The organism is Lysinibacillus sp. Ag94, assembly GCF_023242215.1.
In the GTDB taxonomy this organism is placed as follows: domain Bacteria; phylum Bacillota; class Bacilli; order Bacillales_A; family Planococcaceae; genus Lysinibacillus.
In genome coordinates, this window is record NZ_CP096780.1 from 1271278 (window position 1) to 1289425 (window position 18148).

Below are 18148 nucleotides of genomic sequence, written 5' to 3' on the forward strand. Positions count from 1 at the left end.
AATGACTATGGAAAACATTATTTGTGCTTGTGGTCATAGTAACCCATATGGCACGAAGCTTTGTGAGAAATGTGGTCGTCCTTTAACTGAGGAAGGTAAACAAACAAAAGTTGTTGATATGCGCTACGACGGAATGGCGATTCGCTCAAAAACGTATAACACAACAATTGTCGATAAAATTTGGAATTTCTTCTCGAATGTAAAAGTCGGAATTGCCCTTATTATTATAACGTTAGTCGCAGCGTCAATTGGAACAATACTACCGCAAGCGATGTATGTTAATGCCCCCGAGCCTAGTAAAGCAGAGTATTATGAGAAAGTGTATGGTTTGTTGGGCAAACTCTATAATAATTTAGGACTTTCTAATTTGTATAGTACTTGGTGGTTCCAAATTTTAGTGGGCATGCTTGCGATTTCTATTATTGTTGCGAGTTTAGACCGTGGTTTACCATTACACAAGTCTCTAAAAAATCAACGCGTTAAACGTCATGAAAGTTTCATGAAGCGTCAACGTATCGTTGCGGAAGGACAAGTGCCAAACCCTGAAGAAACGCTAGATAAAGTTGAGCAAAAAATGACTGACCTAAAATATCGCGTTCGTCGTGATGGAAGTGCATTGCTAGCAGAGCGCGGCCGTTTTGCTCGATATGGCCCATACATAAATCATGTCGGTCTCATTATCTTTTTAGCAGGTGTTATGCTGCGCTTAGTACCTGGTTTTTATGTGGATGAGACGATTTGGATCCGTGAAGGTGAGACACGAGCTATACCAGGGATGGACGGCTATTTTATTAAAAATAATAAATTTATTTTGGAAACCCATGACAATAAGCCACAGGACGAGCAATCAAACCAAGGTGTCAATGCTATGGCGAAAAACTATCAAACAGACATAACATTATACAAACAACCCGACGGAGCTCTTCCTGGTGATACAGACAATCTTAAAAAATTGAGAGATTACTCTATTCGTGTCAATCATCCGTTAAAAGAAAACAGTTTTGCACTGTATCAAATGAATTATCGCCTCAATGAGTTGAGACAGATGAATTTTAAATTAGTGAATAAAGCAAATGAAGAAGAGTCACTAGGACAAATTGAAATTGATTTAACGAATCCTAAAAAAGAATATGATTTAGGAAATGGTTCTTCAGTACAGATTCTTGTGTATACACCAGATTTTTCTGGTTTTAAAGATGGTGAACCACAAACAAAAACATCAATACCAAATAATCCAGCATTTATATTTAAAATGACAACACCAGAAACGCCAAAAGGTGAAGTAAGCTTTGTAGAAATTAGGAAGCCGCCTTTTGAACCACTTGGTGAAAACAAATATAGAATGAAATTCACAGGAGTAGAGACGCGTAATTCATCAAACTTTACAATTCGTAAGGATAGTACGATACCAATTTTATTTGTCGGCGGTATTATTTTTATGATTGGTGTAGTAATTGGCTCGTATTGGAACCACCGACGTTTATGGTTACAGGTGGAGCCTGATGGCCGAGTGTTGATGGCTGCCCATGTGAATAAAAATATGTTCAGTATGAAAAAGGATTTAGATACAGTCACTACATTTGCTGGTCTACCACCATATGAAGATCAGTTAGATTCGTCAGAAGATGTCAAGAAATCCACAAAGGAAAAGGAAGGTGACAACAACTTATGAGTTTGATTGACATAAGTAGAAACCTATTATTTGTAGCATTCATAGCCTACCTAGTTGCGACTTTTTTATTTGGTGGTTCGATAAAACAATCGAATGCAACAGGAAAAAATACTGAAAAATGGGGTAAGGTTGCAATTGTTGTCACGATTATAGGTCTACTTTCGCAGCTTGGTTATTTTATCACTCGTTGGATTTATGCAGGGCATGCACCTGTTAGTAATATGTTTGAATTTACGACTGCGTTTGGCATGTTCATTGTTGGGGCATTCGTTTTGATTTATTTTATTTATCGCGTGACGGCTCTAGGCTTAGTAGCATTACCTGTGGCGTTATTAATAATTGCCTATGCGGCGATGTTCCCGAAAGAGGTAACTCCTTTAATGCCGTCTTTACAAAGTCACTGGTTAACAATTCATGTTATTACAGCTGCTTTAGGGCAATCACTTTTAGCAATTAGTGCGGTAGCAGGACTAGTGTATTTATTGAAAGTAGTTGATTTAAAGAAACCTTCTAAACAACGTTTCTGGTTAGAATCGGTAATGTTCTTCCTTGTTGTAGTCCTTGGTTTCGTACTTTCTACATGCGTTTTTAGTCTTTGGATGGGTTACGATTCAACATATACTTATGTTGATAAAGAGGGTAATGGACGTCAAATTGAATACAAAATGCCGCCGCTATTTGGTATGAATGAATATAAGGCGGTTGAAGAACATGGCATGTCTCCGTTAGTAGAAATGCCTCCGCTCATTAATGCGAAGAAATTAACAACAGTTGTGTGGTCATTATTAGTAGGATCTGTTTTATATTTATTGATTCGATTAATTGCACGACGTCGAATTAGTGCGATTTTCCAACCTTTTGTCAAACGGGTAAATTTACAATTAGTAGATGAAATTGGGTATCGTTCCGTGTTAATTGGTTTCCCAGTATTTACGTTAGGTGCTTTAATCTTTGCAATGATTTGGGCACAACTTTCGTGGAGTCGTTTCTGGGGATGGGATCCGAAGGAAGTGTGGGCGCTTATTACATGGTTATTCTATGCAGCATTCCTACACTTACGTTTATCGAAAGGTTGGGAAGGTCAAAAATCTGCATGGTTAGCATTAATTGGTTTCGCAATAATATTATTTAACTTAATTGCTGTGAACTTGATTCTTGCAGGTTTACACTCATACGCTTCGGCTTAAACCAATTAACTTCTTTCAGCAAAAGTCTTTTGTACCGAAAGTGAGAGACAGGTACAGAAGTCTCCTACCTTTATAGGTGGTAGATACATGTGAATTTAAGTGGTACAAAAAACCTGCTGAAATAGAGGAACTCAGGCTAAAAACTTCACATCCGGTGAAAACGCCTGAGTGACCAACCTCGTGCCAGCCCAAAGCCTCCGGAATCATCGCATCCGTGCGAAACGGCTAACTGACCTGCAGCCAGCAGGCCTAAGCGTAAAACCAATTCCGGATGCAATTATGCCGAGATATAATTGATTTTGAGCACATATGAGATTTTTTACGTCGCTAGTATTGGAAAGAAGAGGCCTTCTTGCTGTGGCAAGAAGGCTTTCTTTTCTTTTCTTTTCAATATGTGCTGTACCATGTACAATAGAAGGTAGAGAAAGATTAGAAGAGAGGGATCGTGAAAGTGTCAGAAAATATTTCAGTATTAGTAGTAGATGACGAGGATCGTATTCGACGCTTATTAAAAATGTATTTAGAGCGAGAAGGGTACCTTGTTGACGAGGCAGAAAATGGTGAACAAGCGATCGAAAAATCTTTGGAAAAAGAGTATCATTGTATTTTATTAGATATTATGATGCCTGAAAAAGACGGACTTGAAGTTTGTGCGGAAATCCGTGAACGAGCAGCAACACCAATTATTTTATTAACTGCAAAAGGCGAGGAAGCGAATCGTGTACAAGGCTTTGAGCTAGGAGCAGATGATTATATTGTAAAACCATTTAGTCCTCGTGAGGTTGTGTTACGTGTGAAGGCTATATTACGTCGTTCACAAGCATTCTCACCTTCGACAAATGCTTCTTCTTCAAAAGATTTAGTTGTGTTCCAACATTTAATGATCGATCATGATGCTCACCGTGTAACAGCAGAAGGTATAGAAGTAAATTTAACGCCTAAAGAGTATGAATTGCTTTATTTCCTAGCTAAATCACCAGACAAAGTATTTGACCGTGAACAATTACTAAAAGAAGTTTGGCATTATGATTTCTTTGGCGACTTACGTACAGTTGACACACATGTAAAACGTTTACGCGAAAAGCTCAACCGTGTATCTGAAAACGCTGCAAAAATGATTGTTACTGTATGGGGCGTTGGTTACAAATTTGAGGTTGTCAATGAATAGAATATGGAATAGTGTTGTCGGGAAGCTATGGGTAACCATATTGCTTCTCGTTTCATTTGTATTGTTTGTTTTCACGGTTTTAATGCTTGAGTTTCTTCAGAATTACCATATGCAACAAGCAGAAAGCTCCTTGCGTCAAACAGCAGCAACAGTTGCAAGTATAGTAGATGATAATGAAACAGCAGAGTCGACTTCGGAATTATTAAAAGATATTTTACCTGAAAGTACAAATGCACTTATTGCTATTAACCATGATAGAGTTTCTTTCGCTATGCAGGAAGGTGTCAATAAAAAAGAAATACAGGATATGATTTTAGCCAATAAATCGTTCCAAGAAGTTTTTCAATCAGATAAACCGATTATTAAGGAAATGATGATGCCATCTTCCACGGACGAAGAAAAATTGGAATCGTATGTTGTGCTCGGTTTCCCGCTAAATGTGGAAAATGCTGTACACGGAGCTGTCTTTATTTATCAAAGTCCGGATGCGCTGCATAAAACATCGAAAGAGACGACGAAAATTGTCTTTCTATCAGCTTTCATAGCCTTTGTGTTGACGACATTTTTTGCGTTTTTCCTTTCATCACGTATTACGTCACCATTACGTAAAATGCGTGAGCTGGCGTTTGAAATTTCTAAAGGGAATTTTGAAGCGAAAATGCCGACTACACAAAATGATGAAATTGGCCAGCTTGCAGTTGCCTTTAATCAAATGGGCCGTCAATTGAAACACAATTTAGAAGTGATCAATCAAGAAAATGAACAGCTTTCCAATATATTAACATCGATGACAGACGCAGTTATTACATTTAATCGTGATCGTACAATATTATTAAGTAATCCACCAGCGGATCGTTTAATGCAAAAGTGGTTTGTCAATAAGGGGTCACAAAGTGCGAAGCCAATTCCGCCTGAGCTTTATCATATGCTTGATCATGTACTGATGTTTGAGGATAAGCTTGAAGAAGAAATTGAAATGGATGGCAGTTACTATACGTTTACGATTAGTCCTCTTTATAGTGAGGAATCGATACGTGGAGCGGTTGCGGTTATTCGTGATATGACGGAGCAGCATCGTTTAGAAAAACTACGTTCAGACTTTATTGCCAATGTGTCTCATGAGCTACGGACGCCAATTTCGATGCTCCAAGGTTATTCAGAGGCTCTAATGGATGATGATTTTATACAGGATCAAGAAGAACGTAATGAGATTACAAAAATTATTTATGATGAATCGAAACGTATGGGACGTCTCGTAACAGATTTATTAGATCTTGCGCGTATGGAATCGGGGCATATGACGCTGTACAAGGATGAGCTTCCAATTAATTCGACATTTGAACGTATTACTCAAAAATTTGCACAGGTTGCAAAAGAGAAACATGTTCGTCTAATATTTGACAGTGAATTTAATGACGAAGCTTCGATTAGTATAGATGAGGATCGAATTGAACAAGTATTAACGAATTTAGTGGATAATGCTCTCCGTCATACTGATGAAGGGTCAGTAACAGTGAAGGTTGAGCAGGAGCCAACCTTTGCCAAAATATCTGTCCAGGATACAGGGCATGGTATCCCTCAAGAGGACTTACCATATGTCTTTGAACGTTTCTATAAAGCAGACAAGGCACGTACACGTTCTAAAGGCGGAACTGGCCTAGGTTTAGCTATTGCTAGAAATATTGTCAAGGCACATTCGGGCAATATTATGGTAGATAGTGTGCTAAAAGAGGGGACTACCTTCACCTTTTATTTACCTTTTGATTCATATTAATAAAGAGTGGTATTAATTGGATGTAACTTCTGTGGACATTTAGACGACAAATATAAAGAGAACGGGGGTGGAGTGCTTTGAATGACTCCGTGTTCCATCGATTATACGATGCATATCATCAAGATGTGTTCCAGTTTCTTATTTATTTAGTAAAAAACCGTACACTTGCTGAGGATTTAGCGCATGAGGTTTATGTTCGCGTTTTGCGCTCATATGATCAGTTCGCAGGAAATAGTAGCGAAAAGACTTGGCTTTTTGCTATTGCTAAAAATGTCGCTATTGATCATTTTAGAAAGCAGGCTGTACGCCAAAAACATTCACTTGATTTTTTTGATTGGGAAACGGAACAGCTACATTCAACCACACCATCACCGGAAGACGTGCTGCAGGCCAGTGATGAATTTATGCAGGTACAATCAGCACTTGAACACTGTACTGGTGACCAAAAAATGGTCATTATTATGCGCTACTTTCAAGATTTATCGATTGCAGAAACTGCACAAATACTAGATTGGACAGAAGCGAAGGTAAAAACCACTCAGCATCGTGCTATTAAATTTTTAAGGCAGCAGCTACAACAGGTTAGAGAACAGGAGGCGAAATGGCAATGACACATAACCAATTTGATGATGACCAACTTGAGCATCTATTAAATAATGCCCCTAAGCTTTCTGACCGCCGTTCAAAAGAAGAAATATTAAATCGATTATTGACAGATGCTCGCTTGCAGGATAATGCTCATCTTCAAGGAGCTATACAACAACCAATAGATGATGAAATAACAGCACAAGAGCAACAACACGGTAATCCTCCACAACAAGAAAGTACAGAGACAGCAACAAAGAAGAAAGTTCATAAATGGCCAATTTTTATGAGTGTTGCAGCAGTTTTCGCTTTGACAGTATTTACAGGCTCGACGTTGCTAAATCATAATGATACAAAAATAGACCAGGCTAATGCGCCTGAAACCTCTCAATATTCAATATCGCCAGACGATCATGTAGCGAAAAGCTCTATCAACCACGATAAGATGATGGAATCCAACAACATCGTAGCAGAACATTCAAGGATCATGTCTCTACGATCATCTGTTTATGCGGAAGATTTAACAGATGCAGTAGTATTTCATATTGGTTTGGCCAATCGTGATAAGAAAAGCGTGCCGATGACGTATATCATTCCAAATGAACGAGTAGCTACTGATTTTCCGAAGAAAAAGCCTACAACATTACAAATGTATGAAAAGTATGCGCCGCAAATTGATGAAAAAGCAAATGGTTTTACTAACTATCATCCATATAAAGGAGAATTGAAGGAGAAGGGCGATAAACTCGTTCATGTTTTGCCGAAGAAAAACGATTATGATGTTGCTTCAGCAGATACGAATGAATATTTAGATACTTTACAGGATACATTCTCAGATTCAGAGTATAAAGATGTTGAGTTTGAAAATTCTGATGGTACAGCCTACAAATTTTCTAAGGATGAAGAGCCAAGTAAGTCTATGACCTTAACAAGCGCAAATCACTTTAATTATTATTTATATAAAGATGAAAATGGAGCTGAATATTTATCACCCGATACTCGTAAAACTTTTTCCACTGTTACAGAAGCGCTTACCGTTATGCGAAATAAAAATGATGATGTATACGTTCCAGTTGTACCGGAAAATATAACATACAGTGTGAAAGAAGTAGCAGAAGGTGTTATTGTTACATTTGATGAGCCGCTTGATTTAACGACCATGGATACTGTTCGTGCAACTCAAATGATAGAAGCTATGATGCTTACTGCTGCAAGTTTTGAACAACAAATACGTCTAGACAATGTTGTACAGGAAAGCTGGGAAGGATTTGATTTAAAAAAATTCTTGCCAAAGCCTGTAGGAGCCAATAAACGATATATGCCATAAACAGCCTAACAACAAAAATAGAATTAAAGAAATTTTTTGGAGCATTCTCGCCGCTATATGTGCGTGAATGCTCTTATTATTGGAATTTTTTTAGCGAAAGCAAAGCATCCTGTACAGAAGTGTCTCTAATATGGACTTAAGCTACTTTTCATGTGCTTAAAGCATACAAGTTTAATCGGATTTTTTTAAGCAAAGCTATTTACTTTTCTCTAATAATTCATTATAGTAAGGCTATGAAACAAAAAAATAATGATTCATCTTCGGGGCAGGGTGAAAATCCCGACCGGCGGTAATAGAGTTGTAAATCGCTAATGTTTCTTTTAGGACATATTAGCTCGCATATTTACGAAAGGCTCTTCAGCCCGCGACCTGTGCAAAAATTTTTTGCATGGCTGACTTGGTGCGATTCCAAGGCCGACAGTTAAAGTCTGGATGGGAGAAGATGGAGGTACGATCGTCATTCATTGTTATGAATTTAACTATTTACGAGCGTTTTTTCGATGTGATTTCACACAGCGTATGCTCAGAAAATAGTTAATTAATGGCGTTTTTTAATCTTGCCTATTCTCCCTTATGCTCTTTGCATAAGGGTTTTTTCATGATGATGATCGATTAGGTCGTAACCTTTCTTCTTGCGAGATTGAATCAGCAAAGAGGAGAGAGTTTTCAATGAAGAAAAATGTTAAACTTCAATCTTATATTACGATTGGCATGCTGAGTAGTATTTCGTTTTTATTAATGCTTTTTAATTTCCCGATTCCGCCGTTTCCAGCGTTTTTGGAAGTGGACTTTAGTGATATGCCAGCATTATTAGCGGCGATTACTATGGGACCTATAGCCGGTATTTTAGTAGAATTATTTAAAAATGTGTTGGACTGGGTTTTCTCAGGCACGCCAACGGGAGTACCGGTAGGACATATCGCGAACTTTGCAACAGGTATTTTATTTATTCTACCAGTGAGCTTTGTATTTAATCGCTCCAAAACAGTTAAAGGCCTTGTCGGAGGTTTAGCTGCTGGAACAATTGTAATGGCAGTAGGAATGAGCATTCTTAACTATGTTGTATTTTTACCTATGTACACTTACTTTTTAGGTATGGAGCCTGTTGTAGGTGATTCACTATATAAAATGATCGTAGCTGGTATTTTGCCATTTAACATTGTGAAAGGTATTTTAATTACCATCATCATGGCATTACTATTTACAACAATGCGTAAATGGATTCATCATCAGCGTTCTATGTATATGAGTTAATTTCGAGAATAAAGTATGATTTAGGATAGTGTTCAAGTAATGACACCTCATTGGACTGTTAAAGTCTAGGAGGTGTTTTTTGTTGCTTAAATTTGCAATTGCAGATTTTTTAGATGAGAAAGAGTTACAGAATTTAAGCAATATACACTGACCTAACAAGATGGTATTAAGGTAACACAATTACTAGATATTGACGAATCTCAATCGAAGGAATTTCTTAAAAGATATAGTGGGTGATATATATGTAAGAAACCACTTCTACAATACAATCGAGAGGAGAAGGAGGTCTAATTTTTTCTCAACGGATGATACATTACCTATAAGTGTATTTGAATTTGCTCGTTGTGTATCTGAAATATCGTAGGCAAGATGTTTGGTTATGCTCCTGCAACTGTATTCAACAATGAGATTATTGACGTTGTTTGTGTAATGAGAGAAGTATTCGTGCATTGATTCAGAATTTAGAACTAGCAGGTTTGATTGAGGTTGATAGAAAGGTTCCGAAGAAAGATGGTTCTTTTGCTAAGAGCAATACCTATAACATCATACATAAGGGGAGGCAATTCCTCCCTCTTTTTATATACCACTAAAGTACGAAGTTGACATTTTGGTATGTTGCTTTTAGATTCCAAGTAACTCTATTGTTTCAACTTTGAGTCAGCTTACAACAACAATTGTAGCAAGTTTATAGAGCCATTTAACGAGCTTGTAAGAGTTGATAGATTTTGCTTGGGCTTGTTTCAATGGACTTTAGGAAGCTTACCTATTTCACAAAAAAAGTAAAAATCCAACAATCGCTATTTACAAACTTTACACCGAATTAAAATTAAACAATATATGTTTGAGCTATCATTTATTGTTCAAAAATGTTAAATGAAGGAAATGTTGACTATTACCCCTATCTCAAATATTGGGTTTATGATAACATATATCTGAATCTTTTATCTTTAAAAAATATGAAAGGAAGTGTAATAATCACATATGAAAAAGATATTGAAACCTTTGATTAGTGTGATTGCCATTGGTACCCTCTCTCTATCTATAAACATAGATAAAAATGTATTAGCTAATAATATTGCAAATACATGTGGGTATGATTCGGCGTCGAATGTAAACCCTGACTATTCCACAATGAACTGTTTGTTAACCGAAACAGCACTGAGTTATGATGTTCCACCTGAAATTGTGAAGGCAATAGCGGAAGGTGAAAGTGGAAATTGGCGTCATTTCGATAGTAATGGTAAAGCGATTGTGACAGCAGATAATGGAATTGGCATTATGCAAATTACAAATCAAGCTGGCTACGATCAAGATAGACTAAAAAGCGATATTGTCTATAATATTCAAGCTGGTGTAAAGACTCTAGATGATATGTTTAAGCGGAAGGATTTGCCTAGCATCAACGGTGGGGAAAGAGATGTATTGGAACATTGGTACTTCGCTATCATGGCTTATAACGGTACTAAACCAGTAAATAGTCCAATTGTCCAAGCAACTGATGAAAGAAATGCAAATGCCTATCAAGAAAGAATTCTCCGAATTATTGAGAAATTGGAATTAATAGACTTAACAGAGCTGCCTTTTAAACGCGAACATTTTCAATATGATTCTAACAGCAGGGAAAATATTAAATTTTCAGCGATGAACTATAAATTTGATGTACCATTAACAAAATCAAAGTATTTTTTTAAAACAAATCAGAAAGTTAGTGCAACAACAACTAATGTAACATTGAGGACAAGACCTACTAAGGATAGTACTGCTATGGGTACTTTACGTGAAGGTGAAATTGTTACCATTACGGGACCTTTTGAATATGAAGAAGTATCAACGAAGAAAAACCATTTTGTTTGGTATCCTGTGAAAAGAAATGACGGGACAAAGGGGTATGTAGCATCAAGTTATTTAAACTACTCAGCTTCAACACCAACGCCAACACCTCCAGTAACACCGCCAACAACGGGAAACGTTGATGTATCAAAGTTTGCTGATTACAATGCAAACCAATACTGGGCTGAGGATTTTAAGTGGGCAGTCAACATCGGTATCATCAGTGGATACCTAAACGTGAAAAACCCATCAACAGGCAAGTACGAAAACTTACTTAAACCGTACACTAACTTAACGGAAAACCAAATGTTAACTATCCTATTCCGTTACTTCAAACCATCAGAACTAGCTTCAACGAAAGCTAATACTACATGGTATGGTGACAAAAACTACCAACTGGCTACAAAATACTCTCTACCAGTTCTAGGTGCAAACACAGCATCGAAACAAGCCATTGCAGGTAAGGATATCACACGGGGTAACTTCGCTCGTATCTTGGCTTCAATGCATTATGGTAAGACTTTATCTCAGTCAGAAGCTATTAAATTCCTTCGTGATAATGGTTTAACAACTACTAAAACAAATGAAGAGTTTAAACCAAATGATTCTCTAACAAGAGCGCACGCAGTGGCATTCTTCCACCGTTACGAGCAAATATTCAATAACTAAATTGCTACTTACAAGTGAAAAGGTGACTATAAAAGTCATCTTTTCTTTTTTATGTTTAATAAATCCTTTCTTGACACTCCTCGAACCTTTCATAACTAATTTCATTGACACAGATTGCTTGATGGGAGCTACAACGTCTTTTGTTAAGTTACTGGAGTGATTGAGAAAGCATAACAAAAGGACTTGTGTGTAATTTTACGCACAAGCCCACAGATTGCTGTGTAATTTCATTCATTGTTTATCCTCAGAGGTTCTTCTACCCAATCCCCAGCCTACAAACGCACCATTACACTATATCGCATGATAGAAACTATGTAATCATATACAAGTACATAGGTTGTAATACTAGTATCAGAATTTCGAGTTTTTTTTATGTAGAATGGTAGAGGTGTTGGATAATATTACGCAAAAGTAACATATAGAATTAATCTAGTCGAGTGTATTATTTTATTGTAGAATAAGGAAGAGTTGAGTAAGTTAGAGGAGTTTGAAGAGATGAGTGGAAAAAAGAGTCAATGGTCTAGTAAACTAGGCTTTATTTTAGCATCGGCTGGAGCTGCAATCGGACTGGGGGCAATTTGGAAGCTTCCATATGTTACTGGACAAAGTGGTGGGGGAGCGTTTTTTCTGATTTTTGTTCTTTTTACATTGTTGATTGGTTTACCGATGTTATTATCAGAATATATTTTAGGTCGTGGAACACAGTCTGAGGCTGTAACTGCCTATAAAAAAATTGCACCTACGAAAACAGGTTGGGCTTGGGTTGGTCGCATGGGTGTGCTCGGCTGTTTTTTATTATTAAGTTTTTACAGTGTTGTAGGGGGTTGGATCTTTATATACAGTGGCCTTGGTGTGACTGGGGCTGTTATTGATTCTTCCGTTGATCCTAGTGAACTATTTGCAAAGATTGTAGGTACACCTTGGATTACATTACTCGGTTTAGGGCTGTTTACGCTAGTAAATGTATTAGTTATTTCACTTGGTGTGCAAAATGGTATAGAAAAAGCCAATAAGTGGATGATGCCTTTATTATTCCTTATGTTTATTGTGCTTGTTGTGAGGGCTTTAACATTAGATGGAGCAATGGAGGGGGTTAAATTCTTCTTATGGCCTGACTTTTCCAATATCACTGGAAAGGCTATATTAGAAGCGTTAGGACAATCCTTCTTTGGCTTAGCGGTAGGGTTTTCTTGTCTTGTGACGTACAGCTCCTATTTAAAGAAAGATGTGAGCTTACCTAATTCCGCAGGCTCCGTTGTTCTTCTCACTGTGCTTGTATCGTTTTTAGCAGGATTAGCGATTTTCCCTGTTGTATTTGCTTTTGATTTAGAACCAGCATCTGGACCCGGCTTACTGTTTATGGTTCTGCCAACAGCATTTAGTCAAATGCCATTTGGTGAAATATTTTTAGCGATGTTTTTATTATTATTTTTATTCGCAACGTTAACTTCCTCATTCAGTTTGTATGAAATTATCGTAGCGGCATTTATGGAGAAGGGACGTATGTCTCGTTCTGCATTGACGATGCTGCTAGGTGTAGTAGTCTTTATTGCGGCGATTCCTGCAGCGCTTTCATCAAGTACATTAGCTGATGTATCAATTTTTGGAAAAACGATTTTTGATGCAACTGACTTTTTAGTTTCTAATTTAATGCTTCCGTTAGGTAACTTATTGATTGCTATCTTTATTGCGTATGTAGTTGATAAAGAATTTGTGAAGAAGGAATTATTAATAGGAAGTCAAATGGGGCAGGGGTTCTATTCAACGTATCGATTACTGATGTTAATAGTAGTACCTTTTGTGATTATCGTTGTGTTTGTCAATATGCTTTTACAATATTAAAGTGAGTAGGTTGCATTCCGTTTGAAGGGATGCAACCTATTTTAATATCGTTCAGTAAATATTTTTTGACCCGAAAGCGAGCGATAAGTAAGAAGTGGTGGGGATGTATACGCATACTGCAGGGCGTCTCCTGCTTTTGGATAGAATCTGTCAAAGGGGCTCTATTTATCTGAAAAAAAGATACATATATTCGATAAAATGCATGTAATAAAACATTACATCAATATTGTGTTTTTCATCCTTTTAATGTATTTTAAAAACAGTTATAAAAGAATTGTGTTAATTAAAATTACATTGGAGTGGTGAAGAATGAAACGTTATACAAAAGAAGATATTAAATGCCGCGTCAAGGAAGAAAATGTGAAATTTATTCGCCTACAATTTACTGATATTTTGGGAACAATAAAAAACGTTGAAGTACCAGTTAGCCAATTAGAAAAAGCATTAGACAATAAAATTATGTTCGATGGTTCATCAATTGAAGGCTTTGTACGCATTGAGGAATCAGATATGTACTTGAGCCCTGACCGTGATACTTTTGTAGTTTTTCCTTGGACGGCTGAAAAAGGTAAGGTGGCTCGTTTTATCTGTGATATTGTTAGACCAGATGGTACACCATTTGAAGGTGATCCACGCTCCAATTTGAAGAGAGTTTTAAAGGAGATGGAGGAATTAGGTTTTAGCTCATTTAATTTAGGGCCAGAGCCAGAATTTTTCTTATTTAAGGTAGATGAAAAGGGGCATCCAACACTTGAGTTAAATGATAGTGGCGGGTACTTCGACTTAGCCCCGACTGACTTAGGGGAGAACTGTCGGCGTGATATCGTATTAGAGTTAGAAGAAATGGGCTTTGAAATTGAGGCATCGCACCATGAGGTTGCACCTGGTCAACATGAAATTGACTTTAAATATGCAAGTGCAATCGAAGCATGTGACAATATTCAAACGTTTAAACTTGTTGTAAAAACGATAGCTGCACAGCATGGACTGCATGCAACCTTTATGCCAAAGCCACTATTCGGTGTTAACGGTTCTGGCATGCATTTCAATTTATCATTATTTGAAGGGGATAAAAATGCGTTTTATGATGAACGTGCACAATTGCAATTAAGCCAAACCGCGCGTAGCTTTATGGCAGGGATACTAAAACATGTACACGGCTTTACAGCTATAACAAACCCACTTGTTAATTCCTATAAACGATTAGTGCCTGGCTATGAGGCTCCTTGCTATGTAGCATGGTCTGCACAAAACCGATCACCACTTATTCGAATTCCAGCTTCACGAGGGCTATCAACACGTATCGAGCTGCGTTCTGTCGATCCAGCGGCGAATCCTTATTTAGCAATGGCTGTTATTTTAGCATCTGGGCTCGATGGTATTCGCAAAGATCTTACACCACCAGATGCTGTAGATCGCAATATTTATAAAATGTCACGAGCAGAACGTGAATTGAATAATATCGACAGCCTCCCATCGTCATTGGAATTCGCACTCCTTGAACTAGAAATGGATCATACCGTACGTGAAGCACTCGGAGATCATATCTTTGAAAAATTCACGGCTGCTAAAGAAATAGAATGGAATAAATACCGTACGCGTGTTCATAATTGGGAGCGGGAAGAATATTTGAAAATGTATTAAAGGGAAGTGTTGGGCTTTGGGGCCCCGGCACTTTTTTGGAAAATACGAAGACTTGTGTATCAAAGAAGAAGGCTATCCCAATTTTTCGTTGATTGGGATAGCCATTTTTAGTTATGGAGTTCACTTTGGATTATTAATTTGTATTTTTCATTTGGGAGTTCTTGGTCGTAGATATAAATACCATTTTCAGCTGAAAATCTTAAAAAGTAATGTGTTTTTAACAAACCATCATCAACTAACTGATGATCCTTTATCTTAAATTTTTTATAGAATCCATTATTATTGAAATATAAAAATACATTATTATTAAAATCAGTGTTAAGTTCACTTACCGAATCAATATCCGACACAACTTCTTGCGAATGATTGGTCTCAGCGTCATAAAAAATGAGCTTATCATCACCAGTTGAAGGTTCAGATGGGTCGCTAAATGTTAGATAAACCCATTGTTGATCATTCAGAAGTCTTGCCCAACCAATAAATTCATATGAACTCTTAAATTCTTTTATTTCTTTACTTTTCAGATCATACAAATAGATATATCCAAAATGATCTTTTTTATCAGTAAATAATAATTTTCCATCCTTTGCAGACAAAGATGTAAAGCTATTTAAATGAAATATACTTGTTGTTTCGTCTGTTTTGAGATTTTTAAGCATAACTTCCGCTTTTTCATTTTTTCTGTCCATTTTCATCCAAGCCGCATAGTCCCCAATTAGGACAGGGAAATCATTAAAAACATTTTCTTCATTTTCTTTCGTCAATGGGTGAATTTCTTGCGTGTTTAAATTCATAAAATATGGATTTAGCTGCCACCCGCTTTCATCGGCATCTACCCACAATAACCAATTATCATTTAATTCAACCCCTTGAACTGATGGCATTTTGAATTTAGTGTTGAATATAGTTTTGTATTTTTGAGTCTTGCGATTATATTGAACAATTTTATTATCAAGTGAAGGACTCTCTTGATCTACACTCATATAAATATAGTTACCATTCCCCCTATATGAGGTGATATCAGTAAAAGGTACGTCTACTGTTTTATTAAAATCTTTATCGATTATTTGATAATAATTTGAACTTTGAGGTTTCATTAAAGATCTATTTGACAGTACACCATTATATACAGCTTTAAAAACAATGAATAGGAATATTGCTGCACAAGATAGTATTATTGTTCTCTCTATTATTTTCAATGTTGAATCCCTCCATTTGAACTACGAAAGGGTTTCCCAATCATATTTCAACTTAATGGTTCATAAATTCCGCTATATGGATAAATATTTTACATAATCTCAAAATTGAGATAAATAATTTTTTAAATTGGTACTCACTTCATTCAAATCACCATAAATTTTTTGGTCTGCTAAATAAAAAGCATCCGATAAGTACTTCATTTTAACCTCTATTTACTCATTACTGTCTTCTAACTGTAAATGGTCACTTAATCGAAATAACATTGAAAAAACATCTGATCATTTGTTGGTTGAAATAAAATATTCGTTCAGCAGTCCGAGTAATATCTTAGAAGGAAGGTCGTCATTAGTTAAGCCTCCATTGAATAATTTTAATTTCGAACAGACATCAATGGGCTTTTCCTGTGAAGACAATGAGATTGCAATTACTTCATAAGGTGGATTATCAAAGCGTTCAATAACATGATCAGCCCATTTAATTACATCCGGAACAGTATAAAAACCTATCATAATCCCTAACCTATATACTTCCGCAGTTACTTTTATATTCATACTAAAACGCCTTCTTTAGAGAACCAGCTAAACATTAAATTTAGACAGACGAAAAGTTTCAAAGATCTGTCATTTAAAACACAAAAGTTGTAAGCAAGAACTAATATTTTGTTTTGTACTGTCGTTACTACAATATCGACAAATAACAACCAAGTAAGATAAATGGTTATAACACCTCTAAAACGAAATCTAGGGATTCATCTTAATGCTCTAATCATCTCATGGTTATAATGGAATTTAAAGTATGTATTACCGAATATTCCATATAATAATCTGCCTACTCCTTATACGTTCCCGGCTACTACTGAAAATAGTTTGTGACAAATACTTCCTTTTAATCTATGATTAGAAGAAAAGGGTGAAACTGTATGACGCAAGCGACTCAAGTAGTAACGATCCAAAATAATGATATTGTACAATTTGAACATGATATTAATAATGCTCTATTTGATTTAAGCGAGTATTTAATAGTTGATATTAAATACAATACGTTATATATAGGGGAACATACAGTTATACATTCAGCTTTAATTATTTATAAATGAGATCCAGAGGGGGGAAATAACTTGTCAAAAATATATTGGGTATCAATTGCTACAAGAACAGGTGATGAATCTGGAATGGGGAAGAATGTTATTGAAAAAATATTTGCGAAGAAATCTAAACTCAAGCATTTTTTAGAACAAGAAGGTTATTGTAAGGCAGCGAAAAATCAATATATTAAAATTGATGATGAATTGATATATGAAGCGGCCGTTGAAAAAGTAAAAATGAAATAATCATAATATAAGAGTTTTCCGCGGGTGAAAGGGAAATACCCGCGGTTGTAGATATGCGAGGGAATGCCAGGTAATAAGATTCTTGAGTCTTCCTACCATAAGTCATGATAATTCTATTATTGAAACAATGATAATAGAAATTGTCTATCTTCAGGGAAGGTTAATGTTAAATCTAGTAATTCATCTTTTGATTTCCATGCTATTTCATAAATCAATTCGTCGGGATCATGTAGCATCATTTGTCCACCCTTAACGATTGTTTCGAAATAGCGAACTTCTACTACATCATTATTTTTATGTAACACTTCTCTGACGATGTCTACTATAAATCCGGTTTCTTCATACACTTCGCGGATACAACATGTCTCAAAATTTTCAGTAGCTTCTTTGCCGCCTGATGGTACTGCCCATGTTTTTTCTTCTTCTTCAGTTCCTTGCAAAACCATTAATAATTCATGGTCTTCATTTAAGCAAATTCCTGCAGCCCCTTGCCATTTAACCAATAGTAATACCTCCAATCTAACTTTTTATTAATATCTTAACCTATAATATCCAAAAATAGGGATTGTATTTATTATTTTATTTACAATATAGGTCCTTTCCGTCGTTTCGATGATTCCATCCATCACTCTGACAATTTTTAGCGGCGGAATAACAAGATTTAGC

Annotated in this window: 15 protein-coding genes and 1 riboswitch; of the genes, 12 read left to right on the forward strand and 3 right to left on the reverse strand. The window is 36.3% G+C overall.

The features are described 5' to 3' along the window. Positions 1–7 precede the first annotated feature (7 nt). From MY533_RS05680 to glnA, 10 genes are all read left to right on the forward strand, one after another. On the forward strand, positions 8–1672 hold the full coding sequence (locus MY533_RS05680) for a cytochrome c biogenesis protein ResB (protein ID WP_248718324.1): 1665 nt from the start codon (positions 8–10) through the stop codon (positions 1670–1672). Beyond that, positions 1669–2859: a c-type cytochrome biogenesis protein CcsB gene (gene ccsB / locus MY533_RS05685; RefSeq protein WP_305884000.1), complete on the forward strand. Its 1191-nt coding sequence runs from the start codon at positions 1669–1671 to the stop codon at positions 2857–2859. Before MY533_RS05680 ends, ccsB begins: the two co-directional genes overlap by 4 nt. A gap of 451 nt (positions 2860–3310) precedes the next feature. Further along, positions 3311–4027, forward strand: coding sequence for a response regulator transcription factor (locus MY533_RS05690; protein ID WP_049668637.1), 717 nt, complete (start codon positions 3311–3313; stop codon positions 4025–4027). Then, the gene (locus MY533_RS05695; RefSeq protein ID WP_248718325.1) at positions 4020–5801 is read left to right on the forward strand and encodes an ATP-binding protein; all 1782 of its coding nucleotides are present in this window, start codon (positions 4020–4022) and stop codon (positions 5799–5801) included. Before MY533_RS05690 ends, MY533_RS05695 begins: the two co-directional genes overlap by 8 nt. A 77-nt stretch (positions 5802–5878) precedes the next feature. After that, complete coding sequence (gene sigX, locus MY533_RS05700) at positions 5879–6412, forward strand: RNA polymerase sigma factor SigX (RefSeq protein WP_132363127.1); 534 nt, start codon at positions 5879–5881, stop codon at positions 6410–6412. Beyond that, positions 6409–7713 carry an RNA polymerase subunit sigma gene (locus MY533_RS05705; RefSeq protein ID WP_132363125.1) on the forward strand — a complete coding sequence of 435 codons (1305 nt, stop codon included), beginning with the start codon at positions 6409–6411 and terminating at the stop codon, positions 7711–7713. Before sigX ends, MY533_RS05705 begins: the two co-directional genes overlap by 4 nt. Positions 7714–7965: 252 nt before the next feature. Then, a riboswitch (FMN riboswitch) is annotated at positions 7966–8161 on the forward strand. Positions 8162–8382: 221 nt separating this feature from the next. Continuing rightward, entirely contained in the window at positions 8383–8967 is a 585-nt protein-coding gene (locus MY533_RS05710) for an ECF transporter S component (protein ID WP_248718326.1), read from the forward strand. Positions 8968–9948: 981 nt separating this feature from the next. Further along, positions 9949–11466 (forward strand): SH3 domain-containing protein, encoded by a 1518-nt coding sequence (locus MY533_RS05715; protein ID WP_248718327.1) that lies wholly within the window; start codon positions 9949–9951, stop codon positions 11464–11466. Between the two features lie 495 nt (positions 11467–11961). Then, the gene (locus MY533_RS05720) at positions 11962–13308 is read left to right on the forward strand and encodes a sodium-dependent transporter (protein WP_132363119.1); all 1347 of its coding nucleotides are present in this window, start codon (positions 11962–11964) and stop codon (positions 13306–13308) included. Positions 13309–13617: 309 nt separating this feature from the next. Continuing rightward, the gene (gene glnA / locus MY533_RS05725) at positions 13618–14952 is read left to right on the forward strand and encodes a type I glutamate--ammonia ligase (RefSeq protein WP_248718328.1); all 1335 of its coding nucleotides are present in this window, start codon (positions 13618–13620) and stop codon (positions 14950–14952) included. 107 nt (positions 14953–15059) lie between these two features. Here the strand turns inward: glnA and MY533_RS05730 are convergent, their stop codons facing one another. Further along, positions 15060–16151: a TolB-like translocation protein gene (locus MY533_RS05730; protein ID WP_248718329.1), complete on the reverse strand. Its 1092-nt coding sequence runs from the start codon at positions 16149–16151 to the stop codon at positions 15060–15062. Between the two features lie 279 nt (positions 16152–16430). After that, positions 16431–16703 carry a hypothetical protein gene (locus tag MY533_RS05735; protein ID WP_248718330.1) on the reverse strand — a complete coding sequence of 91 codons (273 nt, stop codon included), beginning with the start codon at positions 16701–16703 and terminating at the stop codon, positions 16431–16433. A 368-nt stretch (positions 16704–17071) separates the two neighbouring features. On the opposite strand from MY533_RS05735, the gene MY533_RS05740 reads away from it, so the two are divergent. Beyond that, positions 17072–17248, forward strand: a complete 177-nt coding sequence (locus tag MY533_RS05740) for a sporulation protein Cse60 (RefSeq protein ID WP_132363113.1) — start codon at positions 17072–17074, stop codon at positions 17246–17248. A 21-nt stretch (positions 17249–17269) separates the two neighbouring features. Next, positions 17270–17482, forward strand: coding sequence for a hypothetical protein (locus MY533_RS05745; RefSeq protein ID WP_132363111.1), 213 nt, complete (start codon positions 17270–17272; stop codon positions 17480–17482). 116 nt (positions 17483–17598) lie between these two features. Here MY533_RS05745 and MY533_RS05750 read toward each other — a convergent pair whose 3' ends face one another. Then, positions 17599–17985 (reverse strand): NUDIX hydrolase, encoded by a 387-nt coding sequence (locus tag MY533_RS05750; RefSeq protein WP_248718331.1) that lies wholly within the window; start codon positions 17983–17985, stop codon positions 17599–17601. Between the last annotated feature and the right edge of the window lie 163 nt (positions 17986–18148).